The organism is Oceanibacterium hippocampi (genome assembly GCF_900172325.1).
Lineage (GTDB): Bacteria > Pseudomonadota > Alphaproteobacteria > Sneathiellales > Sneathiellaceae > Oceanibacterium > Oceanibacterium hippocampi.
Genome location: NZ_FWFR01000001.1, coordinates 468,610 through 484,973 on the forward strand (window position 1 = coordinate 468,610; position 16,364 = coordinate 484,973).

At 66.6% G+C, this 16,364-nt stretch carries 16 protein-coding genes; 3 read left to right on the forward strand and 13 right to left on the reverse strand.

Translation table 11 applies throughout. The features are described 5' to 3' along the window. Positions 1-21: 21 nt before the first annotated feature. From OCH7691_RS02185 to tsaB, 5 genes are all read right to left on the reverse strand, one after another. The gene (locus OCH7691_RS02185; protein ID WP_085881778.1) at positions 22-855 is read right to left on the reverse strand and encodes a lysophospholipid acyltransferase family protein; all 834 of its coding nucleotides are present in this window, start codon (positions 853-855) and stop codon (positions 22-24) included. 49 nt (positions 856-904) lie between these two features. Further along, positions 905-1,348 (reverse strand): Fur family transcriptional regulator, encoded by a 444-nt coding sequence (locus tag OCH7691_RS02190; protein WP_370853099.1) that lies wholly within the window; start codon positions 1,346-1,348, stop codon positions 905-907. 113 nt (positions 1,349-1,461) lie between these two features. Then, entirely contained in the window at positions 1,462-1,881 is a 420-nt protein-coding gene (locus OCH7691_RS02195) for a Ros/MucR family transcriptional regulator (protein WP_085881779.1), read from the reverse strand. Positions 1,882-2,035: 154 nt separating this feature from the next. Next, positions 2,036-2,500 (reverse strand): GNAT family N-acetyltransferase, encoded by a 465-nt coding sequence (locus tag OCH7691_RS02200; protein ID WP_217807750.1) that lies wholly within the window; start codon positions 2,498-2,500, stop codon positions 2,036-2,038. Beyond that, positions 2,497-3,180, reverse strand: coding sequence for a tRNA (adenosine(37)-N6)-threonylcarbamoyltransferase complex dimerization subunit type 1 TsaB (gene tsaB, locus OCH7691_RS02205; RefSeq protein WP_085881780.1), 684 nt, complete (start codon positions 3,178-3,180; stop codon positions 2,497-2,499). The genes OCH7691_RS02200 and tsaB overlap by 4 nt, the downstream gene beginning before the upstream one ends. A gap of 64 nt (positions 3,181-3,244) precedes the next feature. On the opposite strand from tsaB, the gene ddpX reads away from it, so the two are divergent. Beyond that, positions 3,245-3,820: a D-alanyl-D-alanine dipeptidase gene (gene ddpX, locus OCH7691_RS02210; RefSeq protein WP_085881782.1), complete on the forward strand. Its 576-nt coding sequence runs from the start codon at positions 3,245-3,247 to the stop codon at positions 3,818-3,820. A 13-nt stretch (positions 3,821-3,833) separates the two neighbouring features. Next, positions 3,834-4,916: a polysaccharide deacetylase family protein gene (locus OCH7691_RS02215; RefSeq protein WP_085881784.1), complete on the forward strand. Its 1,083-nt coding sequence runs from the start codon at positions 3,834-3,836 to the stop codon at positions 4,914-4,916. 21 nt (positions 4,917-4,937) lie between these two features. Here the strand turns inward: OCH7691_RS02215 and OCH7691_RS02220 are convergent, their stop codons facing one another. Both OCH7691_RS02220 and OCH7691_RS02225 read right to left on the reverse strand, forming a co-directional pair. After that, positions 4,938-5,849 (reverse strand): glucosaminidase domain-containing protein, encoded by a 912-nt coding sequence (locus OCH7691_RS02220; RefSeq protein ID WP_085881786.1) that lies wholly within the window; start codon positions 5,847-5,849, stop codon positions 4,938-4,940. Positions 5,850-5,862: 13 nt separating this feature from the next. Next, the gene (locus OCH7691_RS02225; RefSeq protein WP_085881788.1) at positions 5,863-6,792 is read right to left on the reverse strand and encodes a glucosaminidase domain-containing protein; all 930 of its coding nucleotides are present in this window, start codon (positions 6,790-6,792) and stop codon (positions 5,863-5,865) included. A 161-nt stretch (positions 6,793-6,953) separates the two neighbouring features. Between OCH7691_RS02225 and OCH7691_RS02230 the strand changes: the two genes are divergently transcribed. Then, positions 6,954-8,210, forward strand: coding sequence for an adenylate/guanylate cyclase domain-containing protein (locus OCH7691_RS02230; RefSeq protein ID WP_176244894.1), 1,257 nt, complete (start codon positions 6,954-6,956; stop codon positions 8,208-8,210). Here the strand turns inward: OCH7691_RS02230 and OCH7691_RS02235 are convergent. The 6 genes from OCH7691_RS02235 to OCH7691_RS02260 all read right to left on the reverse strand — a co-directional run bounded on the left by OCH7691_RS02235 (position 8,186) and on the right by OCH7691_RS02260 (position 16,278). Further along, a complete protein-coding gene (locus OCH7691_RS02235) occupies positions 8,186-8,674 on the reverse strand; it encodes a universal stress protein (protein WP_085881790.1) in 489 nt (162 codons plus the stop codon). The two genes, OCH7691_RS02230 and OCH7691_RS02235, sit on opposite strands and share 25 nt — an antisense overlap. 82 nt (positions 8,675-8,756) lie before the next feature. Beyond that, on the reverse strand, positions 8,757-9,731 hold the full coding sequence (locus OCH7691_RS02240) for a DUF2333 family protein (protein ID WP_085881791.1): 975 nt from the start codon (positions 9,729-9,731) through the stop codon (positions 8,757-8,759). A gap of 98 nt (positions 9,732-9,829) precedes the next feature. Next, a complete protein-coding gene (gene trpS / locus OCH7691_RS02245; RefSeq protein WP_085881792.1) occupies positions 9,830-10,828 on the reverse strand; it encodes a tryptophan--tRNA ligase in 999 nt (332 codons plus the stop codon). 81 nt (positions 10,829-10,909) lie between these two features. Beyond that, positions 10,910-12,508, reverse strand: a complete 1,599-nt coding sequence (gene murJ / locus OCH7691_RS02250; protein ID WP_085881793.1) for a murein biosynthesis integral membrane protein MurJ — start codon at positions 12,506-12,508, stop codon at positions 10,910-10,912. Between the two features lie 59 nt (positions 12,509-12,567). Continuing rightward, positions 12,568-15,369: a [protein-PII] uridylyltransferase gene (locus OCH7691_RS02255; protein ID WP_085883451.1), complete on the reverse strand. Its 2,802-nt coding sequence runs from the start codon at positions 15,367-15,369 to the stop codon at positions 12,568-12,570. Between the two features lie 141 nt (positions 15,370-15,510). Then, positions 15,511-16,278 carry an SDR family NAD(P)-dependent oxidoreductase gene (locus OCH7691_RS02260; protein WP_085881794.1) on the reverse strand — a complete coding sequence of 256 codons (768 nt, stop codon included), beginning with the start codon at positions 16,276-16,278 and terminating at the stop codon, positions 15,511-15,513. Between the last annotated feature and the right edge of the window lie 86 nt (positions 16,279-16,364).

Genomic DNA, 16,364 nt, shown 5'->3' on the forward strand with positions numbered 1-16,364 from the left:
TTAGCAGCGGCCCTCCGAGAGTCAAGAATGCTGCGGCTCACCATTACCGCGTGCCGGGGCGGCGAAACTCGGGGCCGGCTCCGGCCGCCCGGTGAGCGCCCGGGTCAGGCCGTCGGCGATCACCGTCTGGCAATAGCTGCTGAGCGCCTTCCGCGAGCCGAATTCCTCGATCGTCACCGGCTGGTGGAAGCGCAACTCGGCTTCCAGGCGTCCCGATTTCAGGAGCTGCCAGAGATGCGGCGGCAACTCCTCGTCGCCGACCCAGGCGACCACGTTCATCCAGCCCCGCGTCAACGGCAGGCCATCGAGCTTGGTATAGGCGATCGTGACCGGCTGCACGGTGAGCGGGCCGCCGCTGACCGGCTTTTCGGCGACCGCCAGGAAGGCACTGCGAAAAGGCAGCACCCGGACACCGTCATTCGACGTCCCTTCGGGGAACAGGATAAGGCTGTGACCCTGATCGAGGCGCTGCTGCATCTCGTCGCGATGGCCGGCCGTGGCCGTCCGCTTGCGCTCGACGAAGACCGACCTCTGCAGCCGCGCCAAGGTGCCGAAACCGGGAAAATCGCCGACCTCGCGCTTGGCGACGAAACTGCCCGGCAGGCCCTGCGAGATGACCGGGATATCGAGCCAGGAGATGTGATTGAGTACGAACAGCGTCGGGCGGACCCGGCTCACGGTGCCGATATTGCGCACCCGGACGCCGAGGATCCGGCAGACCACCTTGTGGTAGAAATGCGGCAGGCTTTCCGCGAGGCGCCAGTTGAAACGCACCGCCAGGGCCTGCAGCGGGATCAGAGGCAGAGTCCAGAGGGCGAACAGCACCAGCACGATGCCGGCCCGGATCGAGGCCATCACCGCGCGGTCTCTCGTGCACCGCGAGGATTGCGGTCGGTCGCTTCGCTCACCCGGCCGTGTCCTCGCCGAAGTCGTCCGCCTCGTCGCTGTCCGGCACGCAATAGAGTTCCAGCCGGTGATCGATCAGGCGGAAGCCGAGCCGCTTGGCGATCTTTCGCTGCAGCGCCTCGATCTCGTCGTCCCGGAACTCGACGATCTCGCCGGTCTTGACGTTGACCAGATGATCGTGATGGGTCTCGGGCACCTCTTCGTAGCGGGCCCGGCCCTCGCGAAAATCGTGACGGTCGACGATCCCGTGTTCCTCGAACATCCGCATGGTCCGGTAGACCGTCGAGATGCTGAGATTGGGATCGATCTTGACCGCGCGACGATAGACCTGCTCGACGTCCGGATGGTCTTCGGCCGAGGAGAGAACGCGCGCGATCACGCGGCGCTGCTCCGTCATGCGCAGACCCTTTTCCACGCAAAGCTGTTCTAGCTTTGTGGGTATCGACACTTCACTCCCCCTGCTCTGCTACGACCGCAATAGTAGGGTATCCGGACGGCAACGGCCAGAAGTCCGGTCGGGTAATTCTCAGCGGGCAGGATGCCGCGGCGCCGTGCTCAGGCGCGCTTGGACGAGCGGCGGCGATTGGTGCCGAGACCGATGCTCTTGGCCAGTTCCCGGCGCTGGCTGGCGTAATTCGGCGCCACCATCGGGTAGTCCGGGGGGAGATTCCATTTCAGACGGTAATCCTCGGGCGACATGTCGTAGGCCGTCTTGAGATGGCGTTTCAGCATCTTCAGCTTCTTGCCGTCTTCGAGGCAAATGAGGAAGTCCGGCGTGACCGAGCGCCGCACCGGGACGGCGGGCTGCTGGCGCTGCGCTTCCTGCTCGACACTGCCGACACCGGCAAGCGTGCCGTAAACATCGCGAATCAACCTCGGCAAGTCGCCCATTTCTACTTTGTTGTTGGACAGATGCGAGGTGACGATTTCCGTCGTCAATGCCATCAGTTCTTTTTTGTCCATCGGTTCCGACATTTAACATGACCTCTTCTGGCTCAGACGCCCCGATATATTCCGATTGGCATATCGAAGCAACAGATTATCAACCGGTCAACTCAAATACAGTCATGATTTACCGGGGACAATTCTTTCTTCCTAATAAGTGGCAATAGTAAGTGTATAAGAGGGCTCAGATATCACGTTTCAATACCAGGGCATCGTCTCTTTTCCCATCGGACCTCTGATAATATTCCGGACGGCGGCCGGCGTGACGGAACCCCAGCCCGAGATATAGCGCCCGCGCTGCCACATTGTTCTCGGCAACTTCCAGGAACAGCTCGACCGCACCGGCCGCGCGCGCGTCCTCGATTCCCCGCCCGAGCAGCATCCGCGCCACGCCCTGCCGGCGCCGGTCCGGCAGCACGGCGAGCGAGAGCAGTTCGCATTCGTCGGCCGCGGTCCGCAGAAGCGCGAAGCCGAGCGGCAGCGGCGGCGTCGTGTCCTCGGCGACCGCAAGCAGGGCGAACGCCCCGGGCGTGGCCAGAAGCCGCGCAATCTCGCCCGGCGGCCAGGCCTCGCTGAAGGTCCTGGCGTGAAGCTCGGCCAGCACGAGCACCATCTCCGCGCCGGCGCGCCGGATCGTCGGCACGCTCACCGACGGCTTCCCGGCGCCGGCGCCGCTGGGAGCTTGGCGTCGGGCGCGCGCAGATAGAGCGGGGCAGGCACCTCGCCCGTCCTTGGCGGCGGCAGGGACGCGGCATAGCGGGCGACCCAGCGCGCGTCAGGCTCCAGGATCCCGTCCAAGCAGGTGATCGCGAGCGCGCCGTGGGCGGCGGCAAGCAGGGCGGCGCCGCTGCCCGCGGCAAGAACCTGCCCGTCCGGCAGAAGCGCTGCGGCGCGGCGCGGCGCGATCGCCAGCGCATCGCCGAGCGGCCGGCCATTAGCATCGAAAGACTGCAGATAGATCTCGCCCCGCCGGGCATCGAGGGCGACGACGAGCGGCCGCGGATCGTTCCGGTCGGCCCGCGCGGCCCGCTCGATAGCCCGCAGCGTGGTGACGCCGACGAGCGGCAGGCCGGTGGCAAGCGCCAGGCCGCGCGCTGCCGCCAGGCCGATACGGAGGCCGGTGAAGCTGCCCGGTCCGACCGTCACGGCAAGCCGGTCTAGCGCGGCGAAGGCCAGCCCGGCATCGGCGCGAACCGCCTCGACCATCGGCATCAGCGCCTCCGCCTGCCCGCGCGCGCCGAGCCGCGTCCGATGGGCGAGCACCCGGCCATCCTCGACGATCGCGACCGAACAGGCGCCAAGCGCCGTATCGAGTGCCAGGATCTTCATTTGCCCGTCCGGACCGTTCGATTAAACTCGCGACATGACATGTCTTTTCTCCGTTTGAGCCGCCATGACCGAGCTTCTGGTCGACATCGCGGGCCAGTTCGATGTCGAGATCGACATCCGCTATGCCGGCGACAACAACTTCACTGGTGCGCCTGTTTACACGCGCCCGGGCTGCTACCTCAATCCCGAAGCCGCCGGACTGCTGGAACGCGCTGTCGCACTGGCCCGCCCGCTCGGTTTCCGGTTCCGCGTCTTCGACGCCTTCCGCCCGACCGAGGCGGCCTGGGCGCTCTGGCACCATACCCCGGACCCGGAATTCCTCGCCGACCCGCGACGGGGGTCGCCGCATTCGCGCGGCGCGGCGGTCGATCTGACCCTCGTCGATGGCGATGGTCGCCCCCTCGACATGGCGACCGACTTCGACGCCTTCCTGCCACAGGCCCATCATGCCCGGACCGACATCCCGGTCGATGCGCAGCGGAACCGCGCCCTCCTGCTCGGGATAATGACCGCCGCCGGCTGGGACAACTACCGGAACGAATGGTGGCATTACCAGCTCTTCGAGCCGCGGCGCTTTCCGCTGCTTTCCGACAGCGCCGCCGGCACCCGGATGATGGACAGCGCTGGCCGTGCCGCGTAACACTGGCCCGATCATGACGCGCCGATTCAACCCAGAACCCGGCCGGAACGCGCGCACCCGGAGAGAGCGGCGGCGCCGGATCCATACCGGGCTCATCGCCCTCCTGTCCCTGGCGCTGCTGGTCGCCGCCGACGCCGGCGCCCGTGCCGCCGACTGGGCGACGGTGGTGATGTATCACCGCTTCGGCGAAGACAGCGCGCCGTCGACCAATATCCGGCTCGACCAGTTCGACGTCCATCTCGCCGAACTCGCCTCCGGCGCCTACACGCCGATGGCCGTCGACGCGATACTGGCGCGGCTGGCCGCCGGCGAGGCGCTGCCCGACCGCACGGTCGCGATCACCGTCGATGATGCGTTCCTGTCCGTCTATACGGAAGCCTGGCCGCGGCTGAAGGCGGCAGGCATCCCGTTTACACTGTTCGTCGCGACCGAGCCGATCGACCAGGGCCTTGCCGGTTACATGACCTGGGACCAGATCCGGGAACTCGCGGCCGACGGCGTGACCATCGGCAGCCAAACCGCGGCGCATCCGCACATGCCGGCGATGTCGGCCGAGCGGAACCGCGAGGAGCTGGCCCGATCGAACGCCCGTTTCGAGGCCGAACTCGGCAGCCGGCCCACCCTGTTCGCCTATCCTTACGGGGAATATGGGAACGCCGTTCGCGAGATCGTCGCCGAGGCCGGTTTCGCGGCCGCCTTCGGCCAGCATTCCGGTGTCATGCATGGCGGGATGGATGCCTATTCGCTACCGCGTTTCGCGATGAACGAGAAGTACGGCTCGATCGGCCGTTTCCGCCTCGCCGTCAACGCGATGCCGCTCAGGGTCCGCGACCTCACGCCGGCGGACACCGTGTTGCGGCAGAACCCGCCACTGTTCGGCTTCACCATCGATGACGAGATTGACAATCTTGACCAGTTGGCCTGCTTCGCCTCGAACCAGTCCGGTCCGGCCACCATCGAGAGACTGGGCCAGACCCGTTTCGAGGTTCGCCTCGACGGCCCCTTCGCGGCCGGGCGCGGACGGGTGAACTGCACCCTGCCGGGCCCCGATCGGCGCTGGCGCTGGTACGGTATCCAGTTCTTCATTCCCGGCTGACGGCCGCGACAAGCAATCCGCTCAGTCCACGCCAAACGCCGCGCGCAAGCCGGTCGACGGAGCCAAACGTGCGCGGTCGAAGGCGTCGAGACCGTTGACCCGGATAACCGTCTGCAGGCTCTCGACATAGCTTTCGCCGAGTTCCGAGTACGCATCGAGCTGTCCGGCGAGACCGGTGCCGTCGAACGGCCCGCTGGCGGCACGCATGCTGCGTCGCATCTCGCGAAAGCCGCGGTAGGCGGCATGGCGATTGAGGTTGATCATGTAGGCCCGAACGGAGCCCGCGAGCGTATCAAAACGCCGGATGCGATGGGTCGCACCGGCCGCCCGGCTCTTCGGCACCATGCCCGGGTCGTTCGCATCCCAGGTCCATTGCCCGAACAGGGCATTGCCCTCGCGGGCAAATCGCGACCGCCCCCAGCCCGATTCGATTGCCGCCTGGGCGATGACCAGCGACGGCGGCACGATATCGATCCGGCGCAGCAGGCTTCGGGCACTGTCGTCGTCGACCCGGTATCGCGCCGCAAGCATGGCGCGCCATCCCGGCGTCGCGTCGCCATCCTTAAGGCGGCGGCGGATCTCGCGCACCCGCTCGTTCTCGCGAAGGACGATCGGCAACAGGACGCGGATGAAATCGCGCTTGCGCTCGGTCGTCGAGGGGACGGTCGCCCAGTCGGGCGGAAACGCGGCGAGAAAGACGCGCGGGACCGGCGCTCCAGCGCGGATCGCCGGCAGCGACAGGTCCCGGGCATCGAGCAGTGTCTCGAGAGCGGCATGATCGGCGACCCGCCAGTCCTGCCCCGAAGAGGGCCCCAGGTAAGACCAGAGCACGGCGAGCGTACCGGCAGCGAGCCAGACGCCGAGCAGGGACAGCGCAACCTTCCGGCCGTCGCCCGCGGACGTGACGGCGCGGCCCGCGTCTTTCGCGTTCATCGGTGCGGGACGGCTATTTCACGGTCCCGAACAGACGCGCGGAGCGTTCGCGGGCGAGCCGGGCGTCATCGAAATCCTCCAGCCGGTTCCCGTCGATGATCTTCTCCAGCGTCGCCACGTAATCCTCGCCGCGCTCCGAATAACTCAGCAGGGTCGCGGCCAGGACGCCACCGGTTACCGCCTCGCTCTCGGCGCGGACCCGCGCACGCTCCTCGCGGAATTCCTCGTAAGCCGGGTGCGTGTTGAGATTCAGGACATAGCGATAGACCGAATCCTGCAGGCTGCCGAAGGTGCGCACCTCGTGGGAGGCGTCCGCATCGCGGCGCACCGGGACCATGCCGGCGCCCTTCTGCCAGGTGCGCTGGCCATAGACTGCGTTGCCGTGCCGGGCAAATCGCGAGGTTCCCCAGCCGGACTCCTCGGCGCCCTGTGCCAGCGCCAGCGACGGCGGCACCACGTCGACCCGCGCGATCAGTGCGTCGAAATCGCGCGGCCCGACCCCGTACTCGGCCGCCAGATGCTCCAGCCAGCGACGTTCGCCCCGGTCGAGGGCGACGCCGGCGCGGTGCCGGGCGGCGAGATAGAGCAGAAGCTCGCGATCGGCGAGAACCTGCTCGTTGATGTCGAGCAGGATCGGCAGCAGGATCTTGATGAAGGCGGCCTTGCGGAGCGACCCGGCTTCAACCTCCGGAAGATCGTCCGGCAGCGTATCGATGAAGATCCGCGGCACGGCCGCGCCGCGCCGGATGTCGCGAAGCTCCCGTCCCTGGCGTTTCCAGAGATCGAGAAACTCCTGAACACCGGCCGCTTGTGAAACCTGTCCAACCGACGCGGTCTGCGCGTTCGCTGCCGCCGGCGCCCAGAACGGCACCGGCACCGGCACGGCGAGGACAAGACAAAGAAAAGCGACACGGAGCTTGGTTGAGACTTGCTTCCGCAGCATATTCGGTAACGTCTGTTTCTTGATCGGGTTCCGTCCGGGCAAAAATGATCTCCGCCACGCGGGGGCCGGCAGCTCCCCTGTCGGGGAATCGGACGGCAGGCAGCCGGGACCGGCGTGTTCCGACGGAAAATGCGTTAACAGAATCTTTAGATCAAGGCCCAATGTCAGCGAGAACGAACGAGAATGCCGGCCTGGCCCCGTCGGCGGCCAGTACCGCAAGCATGCATGCCCGGGATCACCGGTCGATCGAGAACTGGCTGATCGGCAATGACGGCGAGATTTTCGGCGCCGCGACGCTGGACGCGCTCTGCCGCCGGCTGATCGCCGCGGGGGTTCCGGTCAGCCGCGCCTCGATCGGCTTGCTCGCGATGCATCCCGAGACCTTTGCCAGCAACCTGCTCTGGCATCGCGAGAACGGTTCCGAAACGGTCACCCGGAGCCATGCGATAGCGACCTCCGACGTCTATCTGAAGAGCCCCGTCTACATCATCCATCAGGGCGTCGATTCGATCAGGCGACGCCTGGATATCGAGAACCCGCAACTCGATTTTCCGTTGCTCACGGAACTCCTGGCCGAGGGCGCGACCGACTATGTCGCCATGCCGCTCCGTTTCCGGAACGGCCAGATCAATTACATCTCCTGGGTCAGCGACCGGGCAGGCGGCTTCTCGACCGCAAATCTCGCGCTGCTTTACGGACTGCTGCCGGCGATCGCGCTGCGCGCGGAATTGTACAGCGCCTACGAGCTCAGCCACGATCTGATGAACACCTATATCGGCCGTCGCGCAGCCGACCGGGTGTTGAGCGGGACCTTCAGGCGGGCAATGGGCGAGCGCATCGAGGCGGCCCTGCTGCTCTGCGACCTGCGCGGTTTCACGGCGATGAGCGAGCGGCTGCCGATGGAGGAAGTGATCGAGACGCTCGACGATTATTTCGACTGCATGGCGCGGCCGGTTGCGCAGAACGGCGGCGAGATCCTGAAATTCATCGGCGACGGCATGCTGGCGATGTTCCCCCGGGACGACGCCAGCCAGACCCTGGGCGCGCCCTGCCGGGCCACCGCCTCGGCGCTGGCGGCACTGGAGGAACTCGACGCGCTCAACCGGCGGCGGGCCGAGAACGACAAGAGTCCGCTCAAGACCGGGATCGCGCTGCATACGGGAACGGTGTTCTTCGGCAATGTCGGCGCCGCGCACCGGCTGGACTTCACGGCAATCGGTCCGGCCGTGAACGCGGTCGCCCGGATCGGCGCGCTCTGCCCCCGGCTCGAACGGCCGATTCTCGCCTCCGGCCGCTTCGCCGCGCAATGCCGGGCCTTCCGGATGCAGTCGGTCGGTTCGCACGTCCTGCGCGGCATCCGCGAACCGGAAGAACTGTTCGCGCCGCACGGCGCTCAGGTGAGTTCGTCGATTTCCTGATCGGTCAGCGTGCCGGGGACGACGGTGATCGGAATACTGACCGCGCCGGAACGCTCGCTCACCAGGCTCTTGATGAGCGGCCCGGGATTGGTCGCCTCGGCGGCGGCGGCGAGCACGAGGATGCGGATGTCGGGATCTTCCTCGATCAGCCCGACGACCTCGTCGCGCTTGTGACCCTCGCGAATGACGAATTCCGGAATCAGGCCGGAATGCGCCTGGATCTCCGACGCCATCCCCTGCAGCAGCAGTTCGGCTTCCTGGCGGGCCTCTTCGCGCATGACCTCGCCGACCCCCATCCAGTGCTGGAAGTCGGGCGGCTCGAGGACGTGAAGCAGGGTGACGCCGCCGCCCACGCGGACCGCGCGCGCGGTTGCGAAGCGCACCGCGACCTTGCATTCAGGCGTGTCGTCGACGACCACCAGGAACTTGTTTCGGCGCCGGGCGCCGCTTTGCATCTCGGACATGTGGATGCCCCCATCCGGTTTCACCGCATCCTGCAATGGCGCCGCAGATCCGGCAAGCGGCGCCTGCGCCGCCCTGCCGCGGCTATTTCAGGAGGACGTTGGTGATCTCGCGCAGCTGGGTGCGCGCCCGAAGCAGGTAAAAGCCCTGCACTGCCAGATGGTTGGGCAGGAACAGACCGGCCGGATCACCGTTCACGACGACCAGCGGATCGAGGACCGCGGCATTCCGCATGCTGAGCAGCATCTGGTCCCAGGCGGTGCCGATCTCGCGCTCGTCGATGGTCTTCGCGAAATCGCGGCGCAGCTCGCGAAGCAGCAGGTAATAGGCGTAGACCTGCCCCTTGATGTTGTAGAACACGTCGTCGGATTGAAAGTCGATCCAGTCGCCGGCGTGCTCGTGAATCTGCCGGTCGAGAACGGCCGTCGAGGACCCGAGATCGAGGGCGATGCGATCGAGGGTCGCCATCAGGTTGTCACCGCGACGTTCGAACACCGCCTCGCCGGCCGCGAGGCGCCGGTTGTAACTCAGGAGCTTGCGGCGGGCGTTCTCGTACTGCTTCTCCGACGACGTGGTCGGGGTCCAGGAGGTTTCCAGGTCCCATACCCAGATCGTGCCGGAATATTGCAGCTTGCCCGAAGCGTCCTGCAGATCCGGGTCGGTCTGGCTGGAGCCGCGCGTGCGGCCGAGCTGGTCGGTCAGCTCGAAGGTGAAGCGTGCGAGCGCACCGACGATGCCCTGCTGGAAGCTCGGCATGTTGTCCAGGGCCGCCGCAGGCAGGAAGAACGGATCGTTGGCGGTCCAGCGGTTCCGGTTCACTTCCCGGTCGATCAGCGCCGCCATCATGTCGACCGTGTGGCTGCCGCCGGCGATCTCGTCCGCCTCAGGCACCGCGAAATCGACATCGTCGTCGACGGCATGCACGATCAGCATGCCGATGGGGTAATAGAGCAGCAGGAACAGAAGGAACAGGAACAGCACGACCCGGACCCTGCCGGCCGTCACGATCCGCCGCCCCGAGCCGACGCGGCGGGGGCTGTCCTGTCCGATTTCGCTCATGCCGCCCGTTCCCTTCTCACACGTTTGCCCCTTGGAGGCCCCCGTAGAGGTAAGACCCCGGCTCCGGTGGCGCAAGTCGCGTGAACGGCGCCGGCCGCTCAGACCGACAGGAAGCCGACCGTTTTCTTCACCTCGTCGACGATCGGTCCGGCGATCGCCCGGGCCCGCTCGGCGCCGTCGCGGAGTACCGCATCCACGTGGTCGGGGGCTGCCATCAGGCGCTGCATTTCGAGCCCGACCGGACCGAAGGTCTCGACCATCAGGTCGGCCAGAGCCGGCTTGAAGGTGGAGAACGCCGCGCCGGCGAATTCAGCCAGCACATCCGCCCGGGTCTTGCCCGCGAGCGCGGCATAGATTCCGACCAGGTTGCGTGCCTCCAGCCTGCCTTCGAGTTCCTTCTCGGTCTCGGGCAGCGGTGCCGGGTCGGTCCGCGCCTTGCGGATCTTCAGCGCGATCTCGTCCGGACCATCGGTGAGATTGATCCGCGAATAATCCGACGGGTCGGATTTCGACATTTTCTTCGAGCCGTCCCGCAGGTTCATCACCCGCGTCGCCTCGCCCAGGATCAGCGGTTCGGTCAGGGGAAAGAGTTCGACGCCGTAATCATGGTTGAACTTCTGCGCGATGTCGCGGCAGAGCTCGAGATGCTGCTTCTGATCCTCGCCGACCGGCACATGGGTCGCCTTGTAGGCCAGGATGTCGGCGGCCATCAGGTTCGGATAGGCGTAGAGGCCGACGGAGGCGTTCTCCGCGTGCTTGCCCGCCTTCTCCTTGAACTGGGTCATCCGGTTCAGCCAGCCCATGCGGGCAACGCAGTTGAAGATCCAGGCCAGCACCGCATGCTCGGGCACGTGGCTCTGGGCGAAGATGATCGACTTCTCCGCATCGATCCCTGCCGCCAGGTAGGCGGAGGCCACCATGCGGGTGGTCGCGGTCAGCTCAGCCGGATCCTGCCAGACGGTGATGGCGTGCATGTCGACGATGCAATAGAGGCACTCGTAATCGTCCTGCAGTCCGACGAAATTGCGGATTGCGCCAAGATAATTGCCAAGATGCAGGTTTCCGGTCGGCTGGACGCCGGAAAAGACGCGCGACATCACTCGTTTCCTTGATTTGCGGTGCTTCGGACCACCCGTCCCGACGGGCACTGGCGGTTATCGCGCGCAGGCGCGACGCGGTCAACTCGGATCGCCGCCCGCATCCGCGTCAGGCCCGGGTTTCGCCGCCGCCGAAGGCTCGCGACGGAACAGCGCCTTGAGGTCGGCCGGCCGTGCGCCGCCGCCGAGCGTCACGGAGATGGCGAAGACGAGCGCCCCGCCCGCGACCAGCCCGATCAGCACCGCGATCCGCATGGTCGGGCCATCGGCCAACATCGGCATGACCAGCGGGCGGGCGGCGAGCAGGGCCGCGCCCATCAGCGTCGCAGCGAGGACGATGCGCGGAAAGCGTCGGCGGAAGCGCGGGTCGGCGGCAAGGAAATCCCGGCGGTGCAGCAGGACCATCAGCAGCAACGCGTTCAGCCAACCGGCCAGCGTCGTCGCCAGCGCGATCCCGACATGACCGAGCGGCCCGATCAGCGCCAGCGAAAGCGCGATGTTGGCGGCGACGGCGGCGGTCGCGACGATGACCGGCGTCCGGGTATCCTCGCGGGCGAAGAAGGGCGGCGCCAGTACCTTGACGAGGACGAAGGCCGGCAGCCCGAAGGCATAGGCGGCCAGCGCCCCGGCGGTCGCCATGCTGTCGGCCGCCGTGAAGGCGCCACGCTCGAACAGCACGATCGCGATCGGCCCGGCAATGGTCGCCAGCGCGACCGCGGCGGGCAAGGTCAGAAGCAGCGAGAATTCGAGACCCCGGTTGAGCGACTGCATCGCCGCCCCGTCCTCGCCGGCGCGAAGCTGGCGCGAGAGCAGCGGCAGCAGCGCGGTGCCGATGGCGATCCCGATCACGCCGAGCGGAAGCTGGTAGACCCGGTCTGCATAGTAGAGATGGGCGATCGCCCCGGTCGATAGGAACGAGGCGATCATCGTTCCGACGACGATGTTGATCTGCGTCACCCCGGCGCCGAGCGCGGCCGGCAGCATCAAAGTCAGCAGGCGGCGGATGGCGGCGTCGAAGCGCGGCCGGACGAGCCGCGGTCGCAGGCCCTCCCGCGCGCTGGCAACCATCAGGTAGACAAGCTGGGCAAGGCCGGCCACCGCGACCCCCCAGGCCAGCACCTGGCCCGGCAGGCCGACCAGCGGCACCACGATGGCGAGCGCGGCGATCAGGATGATGTTGAGCAGCACCGGGGCCGCCGCCATCGCGGCGAACCGGTAGACGGCGTTCAGCATCCCGCCGAGCAGGGAGACGAGCGCCATCGCCAGCAGATAGGGAAAGGTGATCCGGGTCAGTTCCACGGCCAGCGCGAACTTGTCCGCGTCGGCCGAGAAGCCGGGCGCCAGGCCGTACATCAGATAGGGCATGAAGATCTCGGCCAGCAGCGTGAACAGGCCGACGGTGACCAGCATGACGCTGAACACCTGCTCGCCGAAGGCCCGCGCCGCCTCCTTCCCCGATGCTTCCAGGCGACGCGAGAACATCGGCACGAAGGCCGCCGTGAAGGCGCCTTCGGCGACCAGCCGGCGGAACAGGTTCGGGATCCGGAAGGCGACCACGAAGGCGTCGGCGAGCGGGCCGGCGCCGAGCATGGCGGCGATCAGGATGTCACGGACGAATCCGAGGATGCGGCTCAGCATGGTGAAGCCGCCGACGGTCGCCGCCGCTTTGGCGAGATTCATGGGCTTGGCCTATAGCGGAATCCGCTTGCCGGCGGAAGTGGGAAGCGCCCGGCGCACACCTATTCGGCGGCTTGCGTCTCCTTGCCGGCGGCCGGCTTCGGCGACGCTTTCTTCTTCTTCTCGACGGTCCCTGTCAGCGCTGTCAGCAGGCGTTTCTCGATCAGCTTCAGCTTGCCCTGGTTGGTGATCTTGAGGCCGAACAGGTCCTTCACGTAGAAGACGTCGACCGCGCGTTCGCCGAAGGTCTCGATATGGGCCGAGGAAATCGAGAGCGACAGATCGAAGAAGGCGAGCGTCAGTTCGGCGAGCAGGCCAAGCCGGTCGCGACCGTTGACCTCGATCACCGTATGGGCGAGCGACGCATTGTTGTCGATCAGCACGACCGGCTCCACGGTGAAGACCCGGGTCCGGCTCGGCAGCGCCGAGTTGCGCCGGTCGGCCAGTTCCTGGCGCGGTCGCCGGGTGCCGTTGAGGGTCTGTTCGATCGCCGCCGAGAGCCGGGCGAGCTGGCCCGGATGGTCGAAGGCGCCACCCTCGTCATTCTGGATCAGGAAGCTGTCGAGCGCCAGGCCGTCGGCGGTGGTGAAGATCTTGGCGCCGACGATATTGGCGCCGGCGATCGCGATCGCCCCGGCGATGCGGGCGAAAAGGCCCGGATGGTCGGCGGTGTAGAGCGTGATCTCGGTGATGGAACGGAAGCTGTCGCTGCGGTTCTCGAGCGTGAGCGGCGCCCGCTCGCGATCGGCGCGGCGAATGATATGGGCATGCCGGACATGGGCCTGGGTCTCGAGCGAGAGCCAGTAGGGGTCGTAGTGGCGGGCGATATAGCGGTCCAGTTCCTCCGCGGTCCAGTCGGACATGGCCTCGCGGAATGCCTCCTTCGAGGCGCGGATCCGCGCCTCGCGGCCCTTGATCGCGTGACCGCCGCTGAGCACGCTTTCCGCGACATAATAGAGTTCGCGGAGCAACTGCCCCTTCCAGCCGTTCCAGACCTTCGGGCCGACGGCGCGGATGTCGGCGACGGTCAGCACCAGGAGCAGCCTGAGCCGCTCCGGGCTCTGCACGATATTGACGAAGTTCTCGACCGTCTTCGGGTCGGCGATATCGCGCTTGAAGGCGAAATGGCTGAACACGAGGTGATAGCGCACCAGCCAGGCGACCGTCTCGGTTTCGGCCGCGGTCAGGCCGAGCCGGGGGCAGAGCGTCTCCGCCACCTCGGCGCCGATTACCGAATGATCACCGCCGCGACCCTTGGCGATGTCGTGCAACAGGACGGCGACATAGAGCACGCGCCTGGACAGCACCTTGTGAATGATGTCGTTGCTGAGCGGATGGTCCTCGCCGAGCACGCCGGACTCGATTCGCGCCAGCACGCCGATCGCCCGGATGGTGTGCTCGTCGACGGTGTAGACATGGTACATGTCATGCTGGGTCTGGGCCACGACGCGACCGAAATCGGGCACGAAACGACCAAGCACGCCGGCCTCGCTCAGGCGCCGGAGCGTGGTTTCCGGATCCTTCTTGGAGGTCAGCATTTCCAGGAACATCCGGTTCGCTTCCGGATTCTCCCGCACCGAGTTGTCGATCAGCTTGAGATTGCGGCGAATGATCCTGAGCGCGTTCGGGTGGATGTCGAGATCGCGGCTCTGGGCGAAATGAAAGAGCCGGATCATCAGCACCGGGTCCGCCTTGAGCGACACTTTCTCCGCCATGTCGACCCGCTTGCCGTCGACCGTCAGGCCCTCGACCGGGACCTTGGTGAAACGGAAACGCGGCATCCGGAAGCGGCCCCGGCCCTGCTGCTCCGCTTCGAAGGCGGCGCAGAAGATCCGCGTCAGGTCGCCGACATCCTTGGCCACCAGGTAATAGTGCTTCATGAAGCGCTCGACGCCGAGCGTCCCGGCATGGTCCTTGTAGCCGAGCCGGCGGGCCAGTTCCGGCTGGACGTCGAAGGTGAGCCGCTCCTCAGCGCGGTCGACGATCAGGTGCAACTGGCAGCGCACCGTCTTCAGGAAGTCCTCGGCCTTGAGAAACCGCCGACGCTCGGCCGCGGTGAGGACGCCGCGGGCGACCAGTTCGGACACCTCGTCGGCGCGGTAGAGATATTTCGCGATCCAGAACAGCGTATGCAGGTCGCGAAGTCCGCCCTTGCCTTCCTTGATGTTGGGTTCGACCAGGTAGCGGGAATCGCCGAGCCTGGCATGGCGTTCGTCGCGCTCGGCAAGCTTCGCCTCGACGAAATCGAGGCCCGAGCCCTCGACGATCTCCTTCATGAAGCGGCTGCGGAGCTGGCGCTCGAGCGGCCTGTTCCCGGTGATGTAGCGCATCTCGAGAATCGAGGTGCGGATCGTGATATCGGCCTTGGCGAGGCGGATGCAGTCGTCGATCGAGCGCGTCGCATGGCCGACCTTCAGGCCGAGGTCCCAGAGCATGTAAAGCATGAACTCGACGACCTGTTCGCCCCACGGCGTCTGCTTGTAGGGAAACAGGAACAGCAGATCGACGTCCGAATAGGGCGCGAGTTCGCCCCGCCCGTAGCCGCCGACGGCGATCACCGAAAGCCGTTCGCCGGACGTCGGGTTGGTCAGCCTGTAAATCCGGCCGACGGTGAAATCGAAGATGCAGCGGATGACCTGGTCGGTCAGGAACGTGAAGCCACGCATCGCCACGCTGCCGTCGCCGTCCTCCTTGAAGCGCTGCTCGACCACCGTCCGGCCATGGGCCAGAATCGTCTTCAGATACTGCAGCGCCTCGGCGCGAAACCCGGCGGAATCCGGGGCGTGCTCCGTGGCAATGCCGTCGAGGCCGGCAATGACGGCCTTGCGGTCGACGATTTGGCGGCGGTTTCGCAGGTTTTCCATCGATATCATAGCGGGGATCGCTTTCCGGCGCGGCGCGCCCTTGCTTGCGACCGAACATTCCAGTCCATCAAGATACGCGCGGCGGCACGCGTTTCAAATGCAACGCGTCGGCCGCCGTTGTCGCGCCGGAACTGATCGCCGTCAGGTGATCGTCGCGCCGCCGTCGATCACCATCGTGTGCCCGGTCATGAAGGCACCGGCGTCGGAGGCCATGAACACGGCCGCGCCGGCGATCTCCTCCGGTGTGCCGATGCGGCGCAGCGGCGCCTTCGAGGTCGCCTGCTTCAGGATCTCCGGGTTCTCCCAGAGCGCGCGGGCGAAATCGGTCTTGATCAGGCCCGGCGCGATCGCGTTTGCGCGAATGTTGTAGGGGCCATACTCGACGGCGATGTTGCGGGCCAGTGCCATGTCGGCGGCCTTCGAGATGCCGTAGGCGCCGAGCACCGGCGTGCCCTTGAGGCCGCCGATCGAGGAGACGATGATGATGACGCCGTCCTTGCGCGCCTTCATTTCCGGCAGGACCATCTGGCAGAGCCAGTGGTTGGAGCGGATGTTCGAGGCCATGATCTTGTCGAAGGCATCGTCGGGGATGTCCGCCATCCCGCCGAAATACGGATTGACCGCGGCATTGCAGACCAGGATATCGATCTGGCCGAGACGCTTGCGGGTTTCATCGACCAGCGCCTGCAGCTGTTCCTTGTGCGAGATGTTGCCCGGGATCGCCGTCGCCGAACCGGCGCCGTCGCCTACCGCGGCGTTGATCTCGGCGGCGACCGCATCACAGGCATCGGCCTTGCGGCTCGATACGACGACTTTGGCGCCGGCCTTCGCCATCGCCTCGGCGATCGCCTTGCCGATGCCCTTCGTGGAACCCGTGATGACGGCGACCTTGCCCGTCAGATCGAACATGCGTTTCTCTCCCCGATAACATTTCCCAGGCGACCCGAACGCGCCGCCGGCCGAGCACGATAGACGGCTCCACCCCCTGCTGTCGA